Consider the following 15,117-nt stretch of genomic DNA (forward strand, 5'->3'; position numbering starts at 1 on the left):
GGAAACGAAATCAGTTGACCGGGTGGGTGGGGACGGACCCGCGCCGGGCCTCGTCATACAATGGGCGGTACTGGTCGGCCAGACGGGTGAGTTCGCGCTGGCGTGAATCCGGTGCCGGGTGAGTACTCAGGAATTCCGGCTGGCCACCATTGGCCTGCGCAGCCATCTTACGCCACAGGCTGGCTGCGGCATCCGGGTTGTAACCGGCGCGCGCCGCCAGCTCGATACCAATGCGGTCGGCCTCGGATTCCATGCCCCGGCTGTGTGGGAGCTGCACGGCGAGCACGGCCCCCAGCGCCGCTCCGGTCAGGGCCAGCTGCGAACGGTCGCCGGAAAGGGCGTAACCGGTCAGAGCCAGATTGCTGGCGAGCGCCACCGACATCTTTTCCGCCGTATGCGCCGACAGCGCGTGGGCAATCTCGTGCCCGATGATCTGCGCGAGCTCGTCATCGGTCAGCTTCAACTGTTCGATGATGCCCGAGTAGATCGCCATCTTGCCGCCCGCCATGGCGAAGGCGTTGACGGTATCCGGGGCCTCGATCACCGCGATCTCCCAGTCCCAGTCCGCGGTCTCGGGACGGTATTTGACCGCCTGCGCAACCACCTTTTCGGTGATGCCCTGCACCCGCGCGGTCATCGCAGGATCGGCATTGATGCGACCCTCCTCGCGCGCCGGAGCCAGCATCTCGACATAGGCGCTGCGCGACGCATCGATCGCCTGATTCTCGGAAACCAGCATCAACTGCGAGCGTCCGGTCACCGGATTGGTGGTACAACCGGGAATCGCCACGGCCAGGCCAGCGGCGATCAGAACCGTCAGGAATAGAGAGGCCAGACGACCGCGAGCGGTCCGCCAGGACTTGGAAAGAGCACGCATTATTCCGATACCTCTAGATCGAGCGGATGGCGTATGCGCATCCGGAGTCGGTCCCTCCAAGGATACACCTGACCGCGCACAATGACCGCCTCGCCGCTCAAGGTATCGGGCTGAAGATCGGGCCAGTGATCGCGGTCAGGCCCGCGAATCAGGACGTCCAGCGGCCCGTCCAGCTCCAGCACCCAGTGCCGCGACGTCTCGCGCACGGCCACCACCTCGCCCTGCACCCGCAGCCGGCCCTGGCGCAGGGCACCGGAACGCGGGTCCAGCATCCGGACCGGCAGGGCGGCCGGGCGCTCCAACCACAGACCCCGCTCCCCTGCCCGTGCTTCGGCCTCGGCCACGTAGAAGCAGGTATCCAGGGCGGCCGGCTGCGGCCCGGGGCGCGGCATCGCTTCGCCGGCGGCAATCAATTCGCCCGCCAGCAACGGCCCGCCGGGCAGCCAGGCATGCATGCGCAGGCGCCCTTCGGCGTCCCGGGCGGGACGGCCCGGGCGCAGGATCAGCCGCTGATCGACCGCGTCCAGCCGGGCGGCCAGTGCCTCGCGCAGCCCCTCGTGAAGATGCAGGGGTCGCATCGGGCGGGCCCTCTCCGGCAGCGGCGCGGCCGGGGCCAGACCAATCACTTGAACGGTCCGCCCATCGATCAACCGCAAACTATCGAAGCCCTGGACGCGCTCTACCTCCACCTCCTGAAGCCCACGCGGATCCTGATCCGCCAGCCGGCACTCGGCCCGGGCCGCAATGGCCAGCAGCACCAGGGCCAAGCCCACAACGCAGACGAGGGCGCCCCGCAGGACGCCCTCGTCGGGTCGGACAACGTCCGCCGCAGCAGTCACGTGTCCGTTCGCGTTGCGCGCCATCCGGCGCGCCGCAGCCTCAGAATGCGAAGCGGCGGTTGAACTTGTCGACCTGGCCGGCGGTATCAACGATCTTCTGCTTGCCGGTGTAGAACGGATGGCATTGCGAGCACACGTCCAGGTGCATCTCCTCGCCGGAGAGCGTGGAGCGGGTCTCGAACTGCGTACCGCAGCTGCAGATAACCTTGACGTTGTGGTAGTTCGGATGGATGTCGGCTTTCATGGTCGGCTCACGCAGGTTCTGGCGAAAAGTCCGATAGCATAGCGGTGCTACCCGCCCGAGCGCAAGACCAGGTTGCGACGGCATTTGCAGAGCGCGTTTCAACTCTGGGTGACAACTGCCTGAATGACTGGGTGGTTTTACCCGCCCGGACAACCTGTGGATAACTTTGTGGACGAATTGTCGCGCCCGGAACGGAATCCACCGCAAACGTCAAGGCGGCGGCGCCGGCTCCCGGCGAAGATATCACGCAAGCACCTGGTTTTTAAGCCATTTAATACCAGCCATCAGTCCGAGGTGTTGCCACGGGCCACCCCCTTCAGCCTCGAGCACCATCGCCAGGCGCTGTGCATAAGGGTCGCCGTATCTTCCTCATTGCCCCGCGTTTTCGGGGGCAATCATGGTGTAGATGGCCGAATAATCCGCATCGGCCAGGCCCTGCTCGCGCGCCCGATCCAGCAGATCCGCCAGCAGCGGCAGCCACGGCCCCACCAGGTGGGCATCCTCCACCGCGCGCTCGGTCAGGCGCACATCCTTCAGCAGATGCTTGACCGGAAAGTTGGCGGTACCGAAGTCACCGGAGACCATCTTGCCAAGCTTCTTGTCGAAGGTCGGGGCATACAGGGCACTGTCGCGCAGGATGTCCATGAAGGTATCCACCTCCACCCCCTCGCGCCGTACCAGCCCCAGGCTGAGGGAAAACGCCGCCGTGAGACTCGCGATCAGCTGGTTGAAGGCCAGCTTCAGCGCCGCCCCCTGCCCGACCGAACCGACATGCCGGGGTGTCTCGCCCAGAGCCACCAGTACCGGCTGAGCCCGGGCAAAGTCGGCCTCGCGATCGGCGCCCGCCATGATCAGCAGACGGCCATCCCGGGCCTCGGGGATGGAACCCAGCACCGGCGCCTCCAGGTAGCAGGCCCCGGCGCCCCGCACCCGCTCCGCCAGAGTCCGGCTCTCGGCCGGCAGGATGGTCGCCATCTGGATCACGCAACGACCATCCAGCGCGCCGGCCGGCAAGGCATCCAGCACGGCATGGATGGCCGTGGCATCACTGAGCATCAGCACCAGCACGTCCGCCTCCGCGACAGCCGCGGCGGGCGAACTGTGAACGGTGACCCCCTCGGCCGCCAGATCGCTTGCTCGCGCGACCGTGCGGTTGTAAGCCACCACGGGAAATCCGGCCTGCAAAAGACGCAGGCCCATGGGTTGCCCCATGAGCCCGCATCCCAGCAGCGCCACTCGGGACGCAGCCATCGTTACCCCCTACTTGATCTTGTCGTCCAGATCTTCCGTATACCCCAACAGGGTATGCGGTGGCGGGGCTTCCTTCTGGTACTTGCTCGGGGTGACCGCTTCGGTCTGATGCAGGCTCTTCCACAGGCCGAATACCATGATCAGCATGATGACCGAGAACGGCAGCCCGACACTGATCGCGGCCGCCTGCAACGCAGCCAGACCGCCCGCCAGCAACAGGATGGACGCGACCACCCCCTCGAGGATGGCCCAGTACACGCGCTGGGTGACGGTCGGGTTGCGCACGTCACCGGAGGCCAGGGTGTCGATAACCAGCGAGCCGGAGTCCGAGGAGGTCACGAAGAAGGTGACGATCAGCACCGTCGCCGCCGCCATCACGGCCACGGACAGCCAATCCCACAGCGGCATGGCCTGGAGGGTCACAAACAGCGCGGTGGACATGTTCTCCGACACGGCGCCAGTCAGGTCGACCACGCCATCGAGCTCGTAGCTCATCGCGGTGCCGCCGAACACGGCCAGCCAGACGAAGGCCGCGGCGGTCGGGGCCAGCAACACCCCGGCGACGAACTCGCGAATGGTACGGCCGCGCGAGACCCGCGCGATGAACATGCCGACGTACGGGGCCCAGGAGATCCACCACCCCCAGTAGAAGATGGTCCAGGAGGTCGCCCAGCCGGAATCCTCGATCGTGTCGGCCCACAGACTCATCTCGGGCAGGGACTGAACGTAGACGCCAGTGCTTTCCACCAGAAGGCGCAGGATGAACAGGGTCGGGCCCATGACCAGCAGCAGCGCGATGAGGATCACCGCCAGGCCGATATTGAAGTTCGACAGGCGCTTGATGCCCTTGTCGACGCCCAGTGCGACCGACCCGACGGCGATCAGGGTGATGATCGCGACCAGCACGATCTGCATGTAGGTCGATTCCTCGATCCCGAACACGAAGTTCAGGCCCGAGTTGATCTGCATGACGCCAAGGCCCAGCGAGGTGGCCACGCCAAACATGGTGCCGAACAGCGCCACGATATCCACCAGGTGCCCCCAGGGGCCATAGATCCGGTCGCCGATGAAGGGGTACAGCGAGGAACGGATCAGCAGCGGGAGATTGTGGCGGTAGGCGTAATACGCCAGCGACAGGCCGACGACAATGTAGATCGCCCAGGCATGCAGCCCCCAGTGGAAGAAGGTGTAGCGCATCGCCTCGACAGCCGCCGCGCTGGTCTCGCCCTCGGCGTGCGGTGGGCTGAGGTAGTGGTACATCGGCTCGGCGATGCTCCAGAACAGCAGCCCGATCCCCATGCCGGCGGAGAACAGCATCGCGAACCACGCGGCGTAGCTGAAGCGCGGGGCCTCGAACTGATCGCCCAGGCGCACCCCGCCGTAACGGCTGAACATCAGGTACAGGGAGAAGACCAGGAACACGGTCACGACCAGCATGTAGTACCAGCCGAGATACTCCCCGATGCCGCTTTGCAGCTGGTTGAAGACCGCTTCGGCGGTGTCCGGGAAGATCGCCCCGAACAGGACGAACAGTGCGATCACGATACTCGAGGTGTAGAAGACCGGGCTGCAGATCACGCCAAAGCCGCCGAGGCGGGTTTGCGTCAGACCGGGGGTGGACTGCTCATCCATTCGGTTTCCCCTTGTATTCTTGTGGCGAGCGCGGGCCGGCGCGAGCTTGCTCCGAACGTGCGCCGGGAGCCGCACAGGATCACGCCCGTTGGGCGTTGCCGCAGTAGGTGGGACAAAGCCACCGTAGCGAAAGACTGCTCCGACTGCAAAAACGTGAAGGGCTTCGCAACCGTCGCCATATCCTGCGCCATATTACGCCGCCTCGGCGACTGGAGCTTGGGCCAGCAACAAGGCACGGGCCTGCCCGCCCTGACGCTCACGCTCGATCTCCCAGCCACCCGCAGCGAGGAAATCGAGGTCCGCCTCGGACTCGATTTCCACATAGATCCGGCTATCCGCGTGCAGCCAGTCGTGCGCGCGAAGGGCCTCCAGCACCGGCGCTACCCGGCCCTGGCCGAATGGCGGGTCCACCAGCACCAGATCGAAGGGCAACCCGCCGGGCGGTTCCCCGGCCAGCAGGCGCAGGGCGTCATCCCGGCGCACACTCACCTGCTCGGCCCCCAGGGTCTCGCAGTTGGCCTGAAGCTGGGCCGCGGCACGGGCATCGCGCTCGACCAGCAGTACGGAGTCCGCCCCGCGCGAGGCCGCCTCCAGCCCCAACGCCCCGGTGCCGGCGAACAGGTCTAGCACCCGCGCACCCGGGAGCCGCGGCTGCAACCAGTTGAACAGGGTCTCGCGCAGGGCGTCCGCGGTCGGGCGCAACCCGCCGACCCCAAGCACCGGCAGCCAGCGGCGGCGCCAGGCCCCACCGATGATGCGGATGCGCGCAGAGCGCCCGGCGGGGGCGCGCCTACTCCTGCCCACCTACGATCACCGTGACCATCGCTTCCGGGTTGATGCGCTCGCGCAGCCGCGCGTTCAGGTGATCCAGCTCGACCGCCTCCATGCGCTCGATGTAGCGCTCCAGATAATCCAGCGGCAGGTCATAGAAGGCGATCATCCCGAGCAGACTGACGATGTCGCTGTTCGAGGCCAACGACAGCGGGAAGCTGTTGACCACATTCTCGCGCGAGGCCTCCAGCTCGTCGGCACCGATACCCTCGGCATGCCAGCGCTGGAGCTCCTCGCGCAGCGCGGTCACCGCCTCGTCGGCCTGATCGACCCCGGTCTGCATCCCGATACGGAAGGGACCCTCGACCGCCATGGGCTGAAAGCGGCTGCTGACCGAATAGGCCAGTCCACGGGCGCTGCGAATTTCGCGGAACAGGCGCGAGATAAAGCCGCCTCCGCCGAAGGCATGGTTGGCCAGGGTCAGGGCATAGTGGTCATCCTCGCCGCGGCGCAGGGTCGGGGCCCCCATGTGGATATGGGCCTGCTCGGAAGGAAAGTCGATACGTTCCTCGACCGGTTCCGCGCGCGGTTCCACCGCGGGCAGCGGTTCCACCGCAGGCCCCTGCGGCAGGGCGGCGGAGATGCGTGCCGCCGCAGCCTCGGCCTCACTGCGGCTCAGCCCGCCCGTGATCGCCAGGGCGCCGTTGGCCGTGGTGTAGTGGCGCTCGTAGAACGCGCGGGCATCCGCGGGCTGCAACGCCTCCAGGGCCTCGCGCTCGCCGCCCGGCCAGTTGGCGTAAGGGTGATCGCCATACATCAGCTCGTAGAAACGCCGGGTGGCAACGCTCCCGGGATCCTGGCGCTCGCGCTGCAGCCCCTGCAGGGCCTGGCGCCGGGCACGATCGAAATCGGCCTCCGGGAAGGCGGGCTCGGCCAGGACTGCGGACAGGGTCTCCAGCGCCGCGTCCATCCAGTCCGGCTCGGTCAGGCTGCGCAGGCTGACGATGGCCATGTCGCGCAGTGCCGTGGTGCTGAACTGCGCGCCCACCGACTCGAAACCCTCGGCCAGCGCGTCCGCATCCATCTCCGCCGTGCCATGCTGCAGGGCGCTGCTGGTCAACGAGGCCACGCCATTCTGGTCGCCGTCGCGCGAGGCCCCGCCGTCGAAGGTGAGGCGCAGGTCGACCATCGGCAAATCCGGCGCCGCCACGTACAGCACGCGCAGCCCCTCGTCGGTCTCCCACTCCTCGATCTCCACCGCCTGGGCCGGCAGCGCCAGCGCCAGCAGCCCGACCAGGGCTACCAGGAATCCCGTTCGCATCATGTTGCCTCCCGTCATCACATACCCCCCGCGGTATCGCCATAGGGTTCTACCGCACCCGGAGCGGGCGGGTCGTCACCATCCAGGGGCTGCGGATCGAGAATACCGACCGTGCGTCGTTCCGGCACCAGGTACTCGCGCACCACGCGCTGCACATCCTCGGCAGTCACCGCACGCACGCGCTCGACGAAGCGATCGCCTTCCTGCCAGCCGACGCCGATGATCTGCAGCATGCCCAGCTGGAAGGCCTGGGAGCGCACCGAGTCGCGCTGGTACACCTCGGAGGCGATCACCCGCGCCTGCACCCGTTCCAGTTCGCTGTCGCTGACCGGCTCGTCCTTCAACCGCTCCACCTGCTCCAGCAGGGCCGCCTCAAGCGTCTCCACATCCGTGGCAGCCGTGGGCACCGCCGCAATCATGAACAGGTCATCCAGCCGGCTGAACGGGCTGTAGCGGGCCGAGGTCGCGCCGGCCAGTTCTTCGCCCCGTACGATCTCGCGGGCAAAGCGCGAGGCCTCACCTGAATCCAGGATCCCGGCCGCCACCATCAATGCGTAGACATCCACCGGGTCGTCCACGGTATTCAGAACCGGCGCCTTCCAGCCCATCAGCAGGTAGGGCAGCTCTGCGGGGGCCTCGACGGTGATGCGGCGTTCGCCCTTTTGCGGTGTCTCGGCGCGCGGCTTCGTCTCCGGGAGATCACCCGCCGGGATGTCCCCAAAATGCTCCCGGGCCGCCTCGATGACCCGCTCGGCATCGACATCGCCGACCACTACGACCACCGCGTTGTTCGGGTGGTAATAGCGGTCATACCACGCCTGATTGTCTTCCAGGGTGTAGGCCTCGATATCGCTCATCCAGCCGATCACCGGATTGCCATACGGATGATTGAGGAAAGCCGTGGCCATCAGCTGCTCGCGCACCAGAGAGTTGGGCTGGTCCTCCACGCGCAGGCGGCGCTCTTCCTTTACAACGTTCAATTCCGGACGGAACTCGTCTTCCTGCAGCTTCAGGTGCTGCATGCGCTCCGCCTCCATCGCCATCATGGTCTCCCAGTGATCACGCCCGATGATCTGGAAATAACCCGTGTAGTCACGGCCGGTAAAGGCATTCTCGCGCCCGCCCAGACGCGAAACGATGCGCGAAAACTCGCCGGGCTCATACTGCTCGGTCCCGCGAAACATCATGTGCTCCAGCATGTGTGAGATGCCGGTCACGCCGCTGTGCTCGTCGGCCGACCCGACCCGGTACCAGACCATGTTGGCCACCACCGGGGCGCGCCGGTCCTCCAGCACCAGGACCGTCAGGCCGTTGTCCAGCGTAGTCTCGACCACCTTCGATTCGATCTCGGGCGTCGCGGCCAGGACCCCGGCGGGCCAGGCAAAGACAAACGCCGTAACGAGCACTATGACCAGGTTTTTACCGCGCATAATTCATGAATCCTCGTGCTAGCATTGGCGAACTCTCTACTTGACCACATCGAGCATGTTCGGTTTCCGCAAAAAGAAGTCCGAAGACCCGGCCACCCCCGACGCGGAGGCACCTGGAAGCGAGCCGGACAAGCCCGCCCGCGGCGGCTGGTTCCAGCGCCTGCGCAAGGGCCTGGCCAAGACCGGGCAGGTCCTGGGCGGCGACTTGGGGTCGCTGCTCCGGCGCAAGATCGACGACGAACTGTTCGAGGAGCTGGAAGAACGCCTGCTCCTCGCGGACGTGGGCCTGGATGCGACCCAGCGGATCATGGATCGTATCACCCGCGAGGTGAAACGCGGACAACTAGATGATGCCGAGGCCCTGATGGACGCCCTGGAGGCGGCCATGATCGAGATCCTCGAGCCGGTCTCGCGCCCCCTGGAGATCCCGGAGGCCGAACGCCCCTTCTCCATCCTCGTCGTCGGCATCAACGGCGCCGGCAAGACCACCACCATCGGCAAGCTGGCCCATCACCTGCAGGCGGACGATCGCTCGGTGCTGCTGGCGGCCGGCGATACCTTCCGCGCCGCAGCAGTGGAACAACTGCAGACCTGGGGCGAGCGCAATGGCGCTCCGGTGATCGCCCAGGGCACCGGGGCGGATTCCGCCTCGGTGGTCTACGACGGCCTGCAGGCAGCGCAGGCGCGCGGCATCGACGTGATGATTGCCGACACCGCCGGGCGCCTGCACACCCAGACCAACCTGATGGACGAGGTGCGCAAGGTGAAGCGCGTGATGGGCCGCCTCGACGAACACGCCCCAGACGAGGTCCTGCTGGTGGTCGACGGCGGCACTGGGCAGAACGCCCTGAATCAGGCCCGCCAGTTTCACGAAGCCCTGGGCCTGACCGGGATCGTCGTGACCAAGCTGGACGGTACGGCCAAGGGCGGCGTGCTGTTCGCGCTGGCCGAACAGCTGGGCATTCCGGTGCGCTTCATCGGGGTCGGAGAAAAGGCCGAAGACTTGCAGGTCTTCGACGCCCGCGCCTTCGTGCGCGCCCTGCTTGGCCGCGACAGCGACTGACGAGCCCGCCGGATGATCCATCTGCAACGCGTCACCAAGCGATTCGGCAGTGCGGCCGAGGCGCTCAGCAACGTCAGCCTGCGCGTGGACCCGGGTGCGATGGCATTTATCACCGGCCCCTCGGGGGCGGGCAAGAGCACCCTGCTCCGCCTGATCGCCGGGCTGGAGCGCCCCACACGCGGGCGTATTCGAGTCAACGGCCACGACCTCGACCGGCTCTCTAACCGGGCAATCCCAGGGTTTCGCCGCAGCATCGGGCTGGTGTTCCAGGATCACCGCCTGCTGTTCGACCGTCCGGTGTTCGATAACGTCGCCCTGCCGCTGGAGATCCTCGCCTACCGCCGTCCCGAGATGCGCAAGCGCGTACGCGCCGCACTCGACAAGGTTGGCCTGCTGCACAAGGAGGCCGTCAACCCGCGCACCCTGTCCGCCGGTGAACAGCAGCGCGTCGGGATCGCCCGGGCCATCGTCCATCGGCCTGTCCTGTTGCTGGCGGACGAGCCCACCGGCAACCTCGACCCGGCCCTGTCGCGCGAAATCCTGCAACTGTTCGACGACTTCAACCGGGTCGGCATGACCGCCCTGATCGCCAGCCATGATCTGGAGCTGGTCGAGCGCATGGGCAAGCCGGTGCTGCACCTCGAAGACGGACGCATCGAGGCGCGGGCGGCAGCGGGGGCCCCGACATGAAGCCAGGCCGTCGCCTGCTGGACACCATACCGGCCTGGCTGGAGGCCCACCGGGATGCCGCCCGGCGTAGCCTGCAACGCCGCCTGCAAGCCCCGGTTCTGAGCCTGATCAGCATTGCCGTACTGGGCTTCATCCTCGCCCTGCCGGCCTACCTCTGGGTCCTGCTGGACAACGCCCGCGCCCTGTCCGCCCACGTGGACCACGACCCACGCATCGCCCTCTACCTCGACGACGTGGAGGCGGCCACGGTTGCGGATCTGGAACGCCACCTGGAGACCGATGCACGGGTGGAACGCTGGATCTGGATCGATGCCGACGAGGCCCTGGCCCGCTATCGCGACGGCCTGGCCGACCCGGGCCTGCTGGACTGGCTGGACGAAAACCCGCTGCCGGACGTGGTGGATGTGGTCCCCGCGACCGCGGATCCCGAAACCGTTGCGGCGCTGCGCGAGGCGCTTGCCGCCACCGTGCCGGGTGCGACGGTGGTCAGCGACGATGACTGGGTACGGCAGTTGAACAGCCTGCACCAGTTGGGGCTGCGCATCCTGTCGGTGGTGGGCGCCCTGCTGGGGCTGGGGGCATTGTTGATCCTGGCACTGGCGACTGCCTCGGAGCTACGTGAACGCCGGGAAGAAATCGCCATCTCGCGGATCAGCGGGGCTACCCACCGGTTCCTGCGTCGACCCTCCCTCTACGGCGGCGTGATGACCGGCCTGGGTGGCGGCGTTTTCGCCGGCATCCTGCTGCTCATCGGGATCGGCCTGAGCCGGGCGCCACTGGAACAGGCCGCGGCCGCGTTCGATCTCGAGTTGGGGCTGTCCCTGCCTGGGGCCACCCATCTCCTGGCCCTGCTTCTGGCCGGACTCCTCCTCGGCTGGCTGGGCGCCCGGCTGGGCAGCGGGCATGCCCTGCGGGATGCACCTTAGGGAGACGCGTCCCGGGCGAAACGCGCGGAACCTTTGCAGGGTTTAGCACTCTTATTCACAGACTGCTAATGTAGAGTCATGAATCGGGAGGAAACACCACGCATGAACCAGGCCCTGACCACTCCACGCATCGACATGCCCGTACCGGTGGGCAACCTCGATCACTACATGCAGGCCGTTGGCCGCATCGAGGTGCTGGACGCCGAGCACGAGCGTGAACTGGCCGTGGCGCTGCACGAGCGCCAGGACCTGGATGCGGCACGCCAGCTGATCCTGCACAACCTGCGTTTCGTGATCCATGTTGCGCGCGGCTACAAAGGGTATGGCCTGCCCCTGGGGGATCTGATCCAGGAAGGCAACGTGGGCCTGATGAAGGCCGTCCGCCGTTTCGACCCGAATCAGGGCGTGCGCCTGGTGTCCTTTGCCGTGCACTGGATTCGCGCCGAGATCCACGAGTTCATCCTGCGTAACTGGCGCATCGTGAAGGTCGCGACCACCAAGGCCCAGCGCAAGCTGTTCTTCAACCTGCGCAGTGCCAAGCAGCGTCTCGGCTGGCTGTCCAATGCCGAGGTCTCCGCCGTGGCGCAGGATCTGGGCGTTTCCGAAAAGGACGTCTGGGAGATGGAACGCCGCCTCTCGAGCCAGGATGCGAGTTTCGACCCGGGCCCCGAAGCCGACGATGAATACGGCTATCAGGCCCCTTCGGAACGGCTGAGCCTGGAGGACCTGAGCGACGACCCCGCCAATGTGACCGAGGACGAGGACTGGGACCGTCACTATCAGGAACGCCTTAGCGAGACCCTGGGCGAACTGGACGAGCGTTCGCGCACCATCCTGATGCGCCGCTACATGGCCGATCAGAAGGCGACACTGCACGAGCTGGCCGCGGAGTACGGCGTTTCGGCCGAGCGCATCCGCCAGATCGAGAACAGCGCGATCAAGCGCATCCGGGCCGCCTTCGACGACTGACGCTTCCGCACCCGCGCGAAACAAGGGCCCCGAACGAAAAAGGCCCCGGCATCAGCCGGGGCCTTTTTGTTGCCGGGCGCAGCGGCACCCGGCACGGTTTTCCATGCCCGATCAGCCGAACAGGATCACCGAGAAGAAGCTGATCCAGGACCAGATGATCAGGCCGACCGTGAACGTCAGCGGAAAGTTAGGGAAAGTAAACCACTCGCGCATCTCGAAGCCCTCGGGAAATTTCAACCAGAATAAGGAAAGGGTAAGCGGGTCCGCAGCGCGGCGCAAGTTCGACCGAGGTCAGCGCTGGGACTTTTGCCGCCCCCCACCGGTCGCGTCGGGAGGGGCCTCCTCGCCCGACCCGGTCGGGATACGCGGGTCATCATCGTCCATCAGGATGCGATGCGCCGGACCCTGAAGATCGTCGTACTGCCCCGAGCGGATGGCCCAGAACAGCACCACGCCCACCACCAGGGCGAACAGCATGGCCAGCGGGATCAACAGGTAGAGGATTGACATGCTTCCAGTGTACCCAGGCGCGCGAACGGCTTAAACCGGGGGTGGCCGTGACGCCGGGTCGCGCACGGACCCCTCTCCGGAATGCACCGACGCCTCGTCGCCTGTGTCCATCACGTCGCGCCCCGGACGCAGGCGCAGCGCATTGCCAACCACCAGCAACGAGCTGAGCGACATGCCCAGCGCCGCCAGCCAGGGAGTCAGCAGCCCCGCCGCGGCCACGGGGAGGGCCACCAGGTTGTAGCCGATTGCCCAGGCGATGTTCTGCCGGATCACGCGCCGCGTGTGGCGCGCCTGGTCCAGCGCCTGCGGCAGGTGTTCCAGGCGATCCGAGAGCAGGACCAGGTCGGCCTGATTCTGCGCCAGCTGGGTGCCGCCGCCCATCGCCAGCGATACGTCGGCCCCGGCCAGCACCGGGGCATCGTTGATGCCCTCACCGGCCATCAGGACCACCCGGCCCTCCGCCTGGCGAGCGTGCACATAGGCGAGCTTCCCCTCCGGGGTCAGGCCACCCTCGGCTTCGGCGATGCCCATTTCCGCCGCGAAGGCCTGCGCGGCCTGCGGGCGGTCCCCGGTCAGCAAGACCACCCGCAACCCGCGCCCCTGCAGATCGGCGATCACGTTCCGGGCCCCGGGACGCGGAGTGTCGGCCAGCCAAAACAGCGCGACCGGTTGGTCGTCGACCACCAGCCAGACCGGGGTGGCCAAGGGGTAGCCCAAGGGTGGCTCCGGGTTGGGCGTACCGGGCTGCGGCAACATCGACGCTCCACCAATGGCCACACGGTGGCCCTCTATGTGGCCAACGAGGCCGCGCCCGGGGAGGTTGCGAACCTCGCTGGCGACCACCGATGAGGCCTTGGCCGGAGCGACCAGGGCGCGTGCCAGGGGGTGCTCGGAATGGGCCTCGAGCGCGGCGGCCCAGTCCAGCCAGTCAGCCCCCTCGGGCGCGGGCTGCAGCTCGGACTGTGCCAGCAGACGCGGCATGCCGACGGTCAGGGTTCCGGTCTTGTCGAGACAAACCATATCGACGCGCGGCAAGGTCTCCAGGGCACTGCCGCGCGTAACCAGCAGACCGAGGCGCGACAACGCGCCGGTGGTGGCGGTCAGCGCGACCGGCGTCGCGAGCGCCAGGGCACAGGGGCAGGTGGCGACCAGCATGGCGACCATGACCCAGAGGGCCCGCGTCGGATCGATCCACGCATACCAAACCAGACCCGCCAGCGCCGTCAGGATCAGGACGGCACCAACAAACCAGCCGGTACCGGCCTCGGCGATCCGGGCCATCCGCGGCTTCTCGGTCTGGGCGCGATCGAGGAGCCGCTGGATCGCCGCCAGGGTCGTCTCGGCGCCGACGCGCTGGACCTCGATGGCGAGTGGGCCATCGACGTTCACGGTGCCGCCTGTCACGGGATCCCCGACGCGCACCGCGTGCGGCTCGGGCTCGCCGGTCAACAGGGCACGATTGACCGTCGACTCGCCCTCGCACACCACGCCGTCCGTGGGGATGGTCTCGCCCGGGCGAACACGTACCCGATCCCCCGGCACCAGCTCGCCGACCGGGATCGCCTCGACGCGCCCGGCTGCATCCAGACGATTGGCGATGGCGGGCACCAGACGATCCAGGCGGTCAATGGCATGGCTGGCATGCTGGCGCGCGATCAGCTCCAGATAGCGACTGGTGAGCAGGAAGAAGACGAACATCACGACCGATTCGAAATAGACGTGCTCGCCGGTCCCGAGGATGACCGCGTACAGGCTGGCCAGGTAGGTCACGATGATCGCCAGACTCACGGGCACGTCCATCCCCAGCTGGCGATGACGCAGGTCGCGCCAGGCGCTTTGATAGAACGGGATCGCGGAGTACAGGACGACCGGCGTGGTCAGCGCCGCCGCCACCCAGCGCATGAACTGGAGGAGGTCTTCGTGCTCGGTGTCCTCGGCGCCCAGCCAGAGCGCCACGGCCAGCATCATCACCTGCATCATCCCCAGGGCGGCAACGGCGATCCGGCGCAAGGCGAGGCCCCGTTCGCGGGCGATCGCCTGCTCGCGGGTTCCGGGGTCGTAGGGATGGGCGTGGTACCCGATGTCGCGGATCGCCTTGAGGATATCCGACAGGGCAATCCGCGCGGGGTCCCAGACGACCTGCGCGCGATGGGTGGAGTAATTCACGCGAAAGCTCTCCACGCCCGGAAGGGCCTGGACATGACGCTCGTTCAGCCATACGCAGGCCGCACAGGTGATGCCCTCGAGCATCAGGGCGGCCTCACGGCGGTCGCCCTCTGCGCCGGCGGCCGCGACGAACTGTTGCTGGACGCCGGGGTGATCGAACAGTTCGAGCTCGCGGAGCTCGTCGGGGATCAGGGGGCTGCCGGTCTCCGCCGGGGGGGCATCACGGTGATGGTAATAGGCCCCCAGGCCACGCTCGATGATCGCGCTGGCCACGGCCTGGCAGCCGGGGCAGCAGGTGGGTTCCACGCGGCCCTCGAACGTCACCGGGTAGCAGGCGCCTGCCGGCACCTCCAGGCCGCAGTGGAAACAACGGGCCTCGGCCTCGGGCGTTGCCGGGCCCTGCGAGTCGGACGCGAGCGCCACGGCGG

General features: G+C 67.2%; 14 protein-coding genes. 4 read left to right on the forward strand and 10 right to left on the reverse strand.

The genetic code is table 11. The annotated features are described in order from the left end of the window. Positions 1-10: 10 nt before the first annotated feature. The 8 genes from F816_RS0109330 to F816_RS0109365 all read right to left on the reverse strand — a co-directional run bounded on the left by F816_RS0109330 (position 11) and on the right by F816_RS0109365 (position 8,365). Positions 11-877, reverse strand: coding sequence for a M48 family metallopeptidase (locus tag F816_RS0109330; protein ID WP_019594511.1), 867 nt, complete (start codon positions 875-877; stop codon positions 11-13). Next, entirely contained in the window at positions 877-1,740 is an 864-nt protein-coding gene (locus F816_RS0109335; RefSeq protein WP_019594512.1) for a hypothetical protein, read from the reverse strand. The genes F816_RS0109330 and F816_RS0109335 overlap by 1 nt, the downstream gene beginning before the upstream one ends. 16 nt (positions 1,741-1,756) lie before the next feature. Further along, a complete protein-coding gene (gene rpmE, locus F816_RS0109340) occupies positions 1,757-1,960 on the reverse strand; it encodes a 50S ribosomal protein L31 (protein WP_018145101.1) in 204 nt (67 codons plus the stop codon). Between the two features lie 369 nt (positions 1,961-2,329). After that, the gene (locus tag F816_RS0109345) at positions 2,330-3,211 is read right to left on the reverse strand and encodes an NAD(P)-dependent oxidoreductase (protein ID WP_081622689.1); all 882 of its coding nucleotides are present in this window, start codon (positions 3,209-3,211) and stop codon (positions 2,330-2,332) included. Between the two features lie 9 nt (positions 3,212-3,220). Then, a complete protein-coding gene (locus tag F816_RS0109350) occupies positions 3,221-4,843 on the reverse strand; it encodes a BCCT family transporter (RefSeq protein ID WP_019594514.1) in 1,623 nt (540 codons plus the stop codon). A 192-nt stretch (positions 4,844-5,035) separates the two neighbouring features. Continuing rightward, positions 5,036-5,647 (reverse strand): 16S rRNA (guanine(966)-N(2))-methyltransferase RsmD, encoded by a 612-nt coding sequence (gene rsmD, locus F816_RS0109355; RefSeq protein ID WP_019594515.1) that lies wholly within the window; start codon positions 5,645-5,647, stop codon positions 5,036-5,038. After that, positions 5,634-6,938 (reverse strand): pitrilysin family protein, encoded by a 1,305-nt coding sequence (locus tag F816_RS0109360; protein ID WP_019594516.1) that lies wholly within the window; start codon positions 6,936-6,938, stop codon positions 5,634-5,636. Before F816_RS0109360 ends, rsmD begins: the two co-directional genes overlap by 14 nt. A 14-nt stretch (positions 6,939-6,952) precedes the next feature. Continuing rightward, positions 6,953-8,365 (reverse strand): pitrilysin family protein, encoded by a 1,413-nt coding sequence (locus F816_RS0109365; RefSeq protein WP_019594517.1) that lies wholly within the window; start codon positions 8,363-8,365, stop codon positions 6,953-6,955. A 55-nt stretch (positions 8,366-8,420) separates the two neighbouring features. Here F816_RS0109365 and ftsY point away from each other — a divergent pair, with 55 nt between their 5' ends. From ftsY to rpoH, 4 genes are all read left to right on the forward strand, one after another. Then, positions 8,421-9,428 carry a signal recognition particle-docking protein FtsY gene (gene ftsY, locus F816_RS0109370; RefSeq protein ID WP_019594518.1) on the forward strand — a complete coding sequence of 336 codons (1,008 nt, stop codon included), beginning with the start codon at positions 8,421-8,423 and terminating at the stop codon, positions 9,426-9,428. A 12-nt stretch (positions 9,429-9,440) separates the two neighbouring features. After that, a complete protein-coding gene (gene ftsE, locus F816_RS0109375; protein ID WP_019594519.1) occupies positions 9,441-10,118 on the forward strand; it encodes a cell division ATP-binding protein FtsE in 678 nt (225 codons plus the stop codon). Further along, positions 10,115-11,044 carry an ABC transporter permease gene (locus tag F816_RS0109380; RefSeq protein WP_019594520.1) on the forward strand — a complete coding sequence of 310 codons (930 nt, stop codon included), beginning with the start codon at positions 10,115-10,117 and terminating at the stop codon, positions 11,042-11,044. Before ftsE ends, F816_RS0109380 begins: the two co-directional genes overlap by 4 nt. Positions 11,045-11,146: 102 nt before the next feature. Next, positions 11,147-12,013, forward strand: coding sequence for an RNA polymerase sigma factor RpoH (gene rpoH / locus F816_RS0109385; RefSeq protein WP_018145092.1), 867 nt, complete (start codon positions 11,147-11,149; stop codon positions 12,011-12,013). A 291-nt stretch (positions 12,014-12,304) separates the two neighbouring features. Here rpoH and ccoS read toward each other — a convergent pair whose 3' ends face one another. Beyond that, positions 12,305-12,523 carry a cbb3-type cytochrome oxidase assembly protein CcoS gene (gene ccoS, locus F816_RS0109395; protein WP_018145090.1) on the reverse strand — a complete coding sequence of 73 codons (219 nt, stop codon included), beginning with the start codon at positions 12,521-12,523 and terminating at the stop codon, positions 12,305-12,307. A gap of 30 nt (positions 12,524-12,553) precedes the next feature. After that, positions 12,554-15,112, reverse strand: a complete 2,559-nt coding sequence (locus F816_RS0109400; RefSeq protein WP_019594521.1) for a heavy metal translocating P-type ATPase — start codon at positions 15,110-15,112, stop codon at positions 12,554-12,556. Between the last annotated feature and the right edge of the window lie 5 nt (positions 15,113-15,117).

The sequence above is a fragment of the Thioalkalivibrio sp. ALM2T genome, assembly GCF_000381505.1.
In the GTDB taxonomy this organism is placed as follows: domain Bacteria; phylum Pseudomonadota; class Gammaproteobacteria; order Ectothiorhodospirales; family Ectothiorhodospiraceae; genus Thioalkalivibrio; species Thioalkalivibrio versutus.

What these genes read in the sequence shown, in the direction of transcription:
- F816_RS0109330 (WP_019594511.1), bottom strand. Translation starts at nt 877, where the DNA reads ATGCGTGCTCTTTCCAAGTCCTGGCGGACCGCTCGCGGTCGTCTGGCC.
- F816_RS0109335 (WP_019594512.1), bottom strand. Translation starts at nt 1,740, where the DNA reads ATGGCGCGCAACGCGAACGGACACGTGACTGCTGCGGCGGACGTTGTC.
- rpmE (WP_018145101.1), bottom strand. Translation starts at nt 1,960, where the DNA reads ATGAAAGCCGACATCCATCCGAACTACCACAACGTCAAGGTTATCTGC.
- F816_RS0109345 (WP_081622689.1), bottom strand. Translation starts at nt 3,211, where the DNA reads ATGGCTGCGTCCCGAGTGGCGCTGCTGGGATGCGGGCTCATGGGGCAA.
- F816_RS0109350 (WP_019594514.1), bottom strand. Translation starts at nt 4,843, where the DNA reads ATGGATGAGCAGTCCACCCCCGGTCTGACGCAAACCCGCCTCGGCGGC.
- F816_RS0109360 (WP_019594516.1), bottom strand. Translation starts at nt 6,938, where the DNA reads ATGATGCGAACGGGATTCCTGGTAGCCCTGGTCGGGCTGCTGGCGCTG.
- F816_RS0109365 (WP_019594517.1), bottom strand. Translation starts at nt 8,365, where the DNA reads ATGCGCGGTAAAAACCTGGTCATAGTGCTCGTTACGGCGTTTGTCTTT.
- ftsY (WP_019594518.1), top strand. Translation starts at nt 8,421, where the DNA reads ATGTTCGGTTTCCGCAAAAAGAAGTCCGAAGACCCGGCCACCCCCGAC.
- ftsE (WP_019594519.1), top strand. Translation starts at nt 9,441, where the DNA reads ATGATCCATCTGCAACGCGTCACCAAGCGATTCGGCAGTGCGGCCGAG.
- F816_RS0109380 (WP_019594520.1), top strand. Translation starts at nt 10,115, where the DNA reads ATGAAGCCAGGCCGTCGCCTGCTGGACACCATACCGGCCTGGCTGGAG.
- rpoH (WP_018145092.1), top strand. Translation starts at nt 11,147, where the DNA reads ATGAACCAGGCCCTGACCACTCCACGCATCGACATGCCCGTACCGGTG.
- ccoS (WP_018145090.1), bottom strand. Translation starts at nt 12,523, where the DNA reads ATGTCAATCCTCTACCTGTTGATCCCGCTGGCCATGCTGTTCGCCCTG.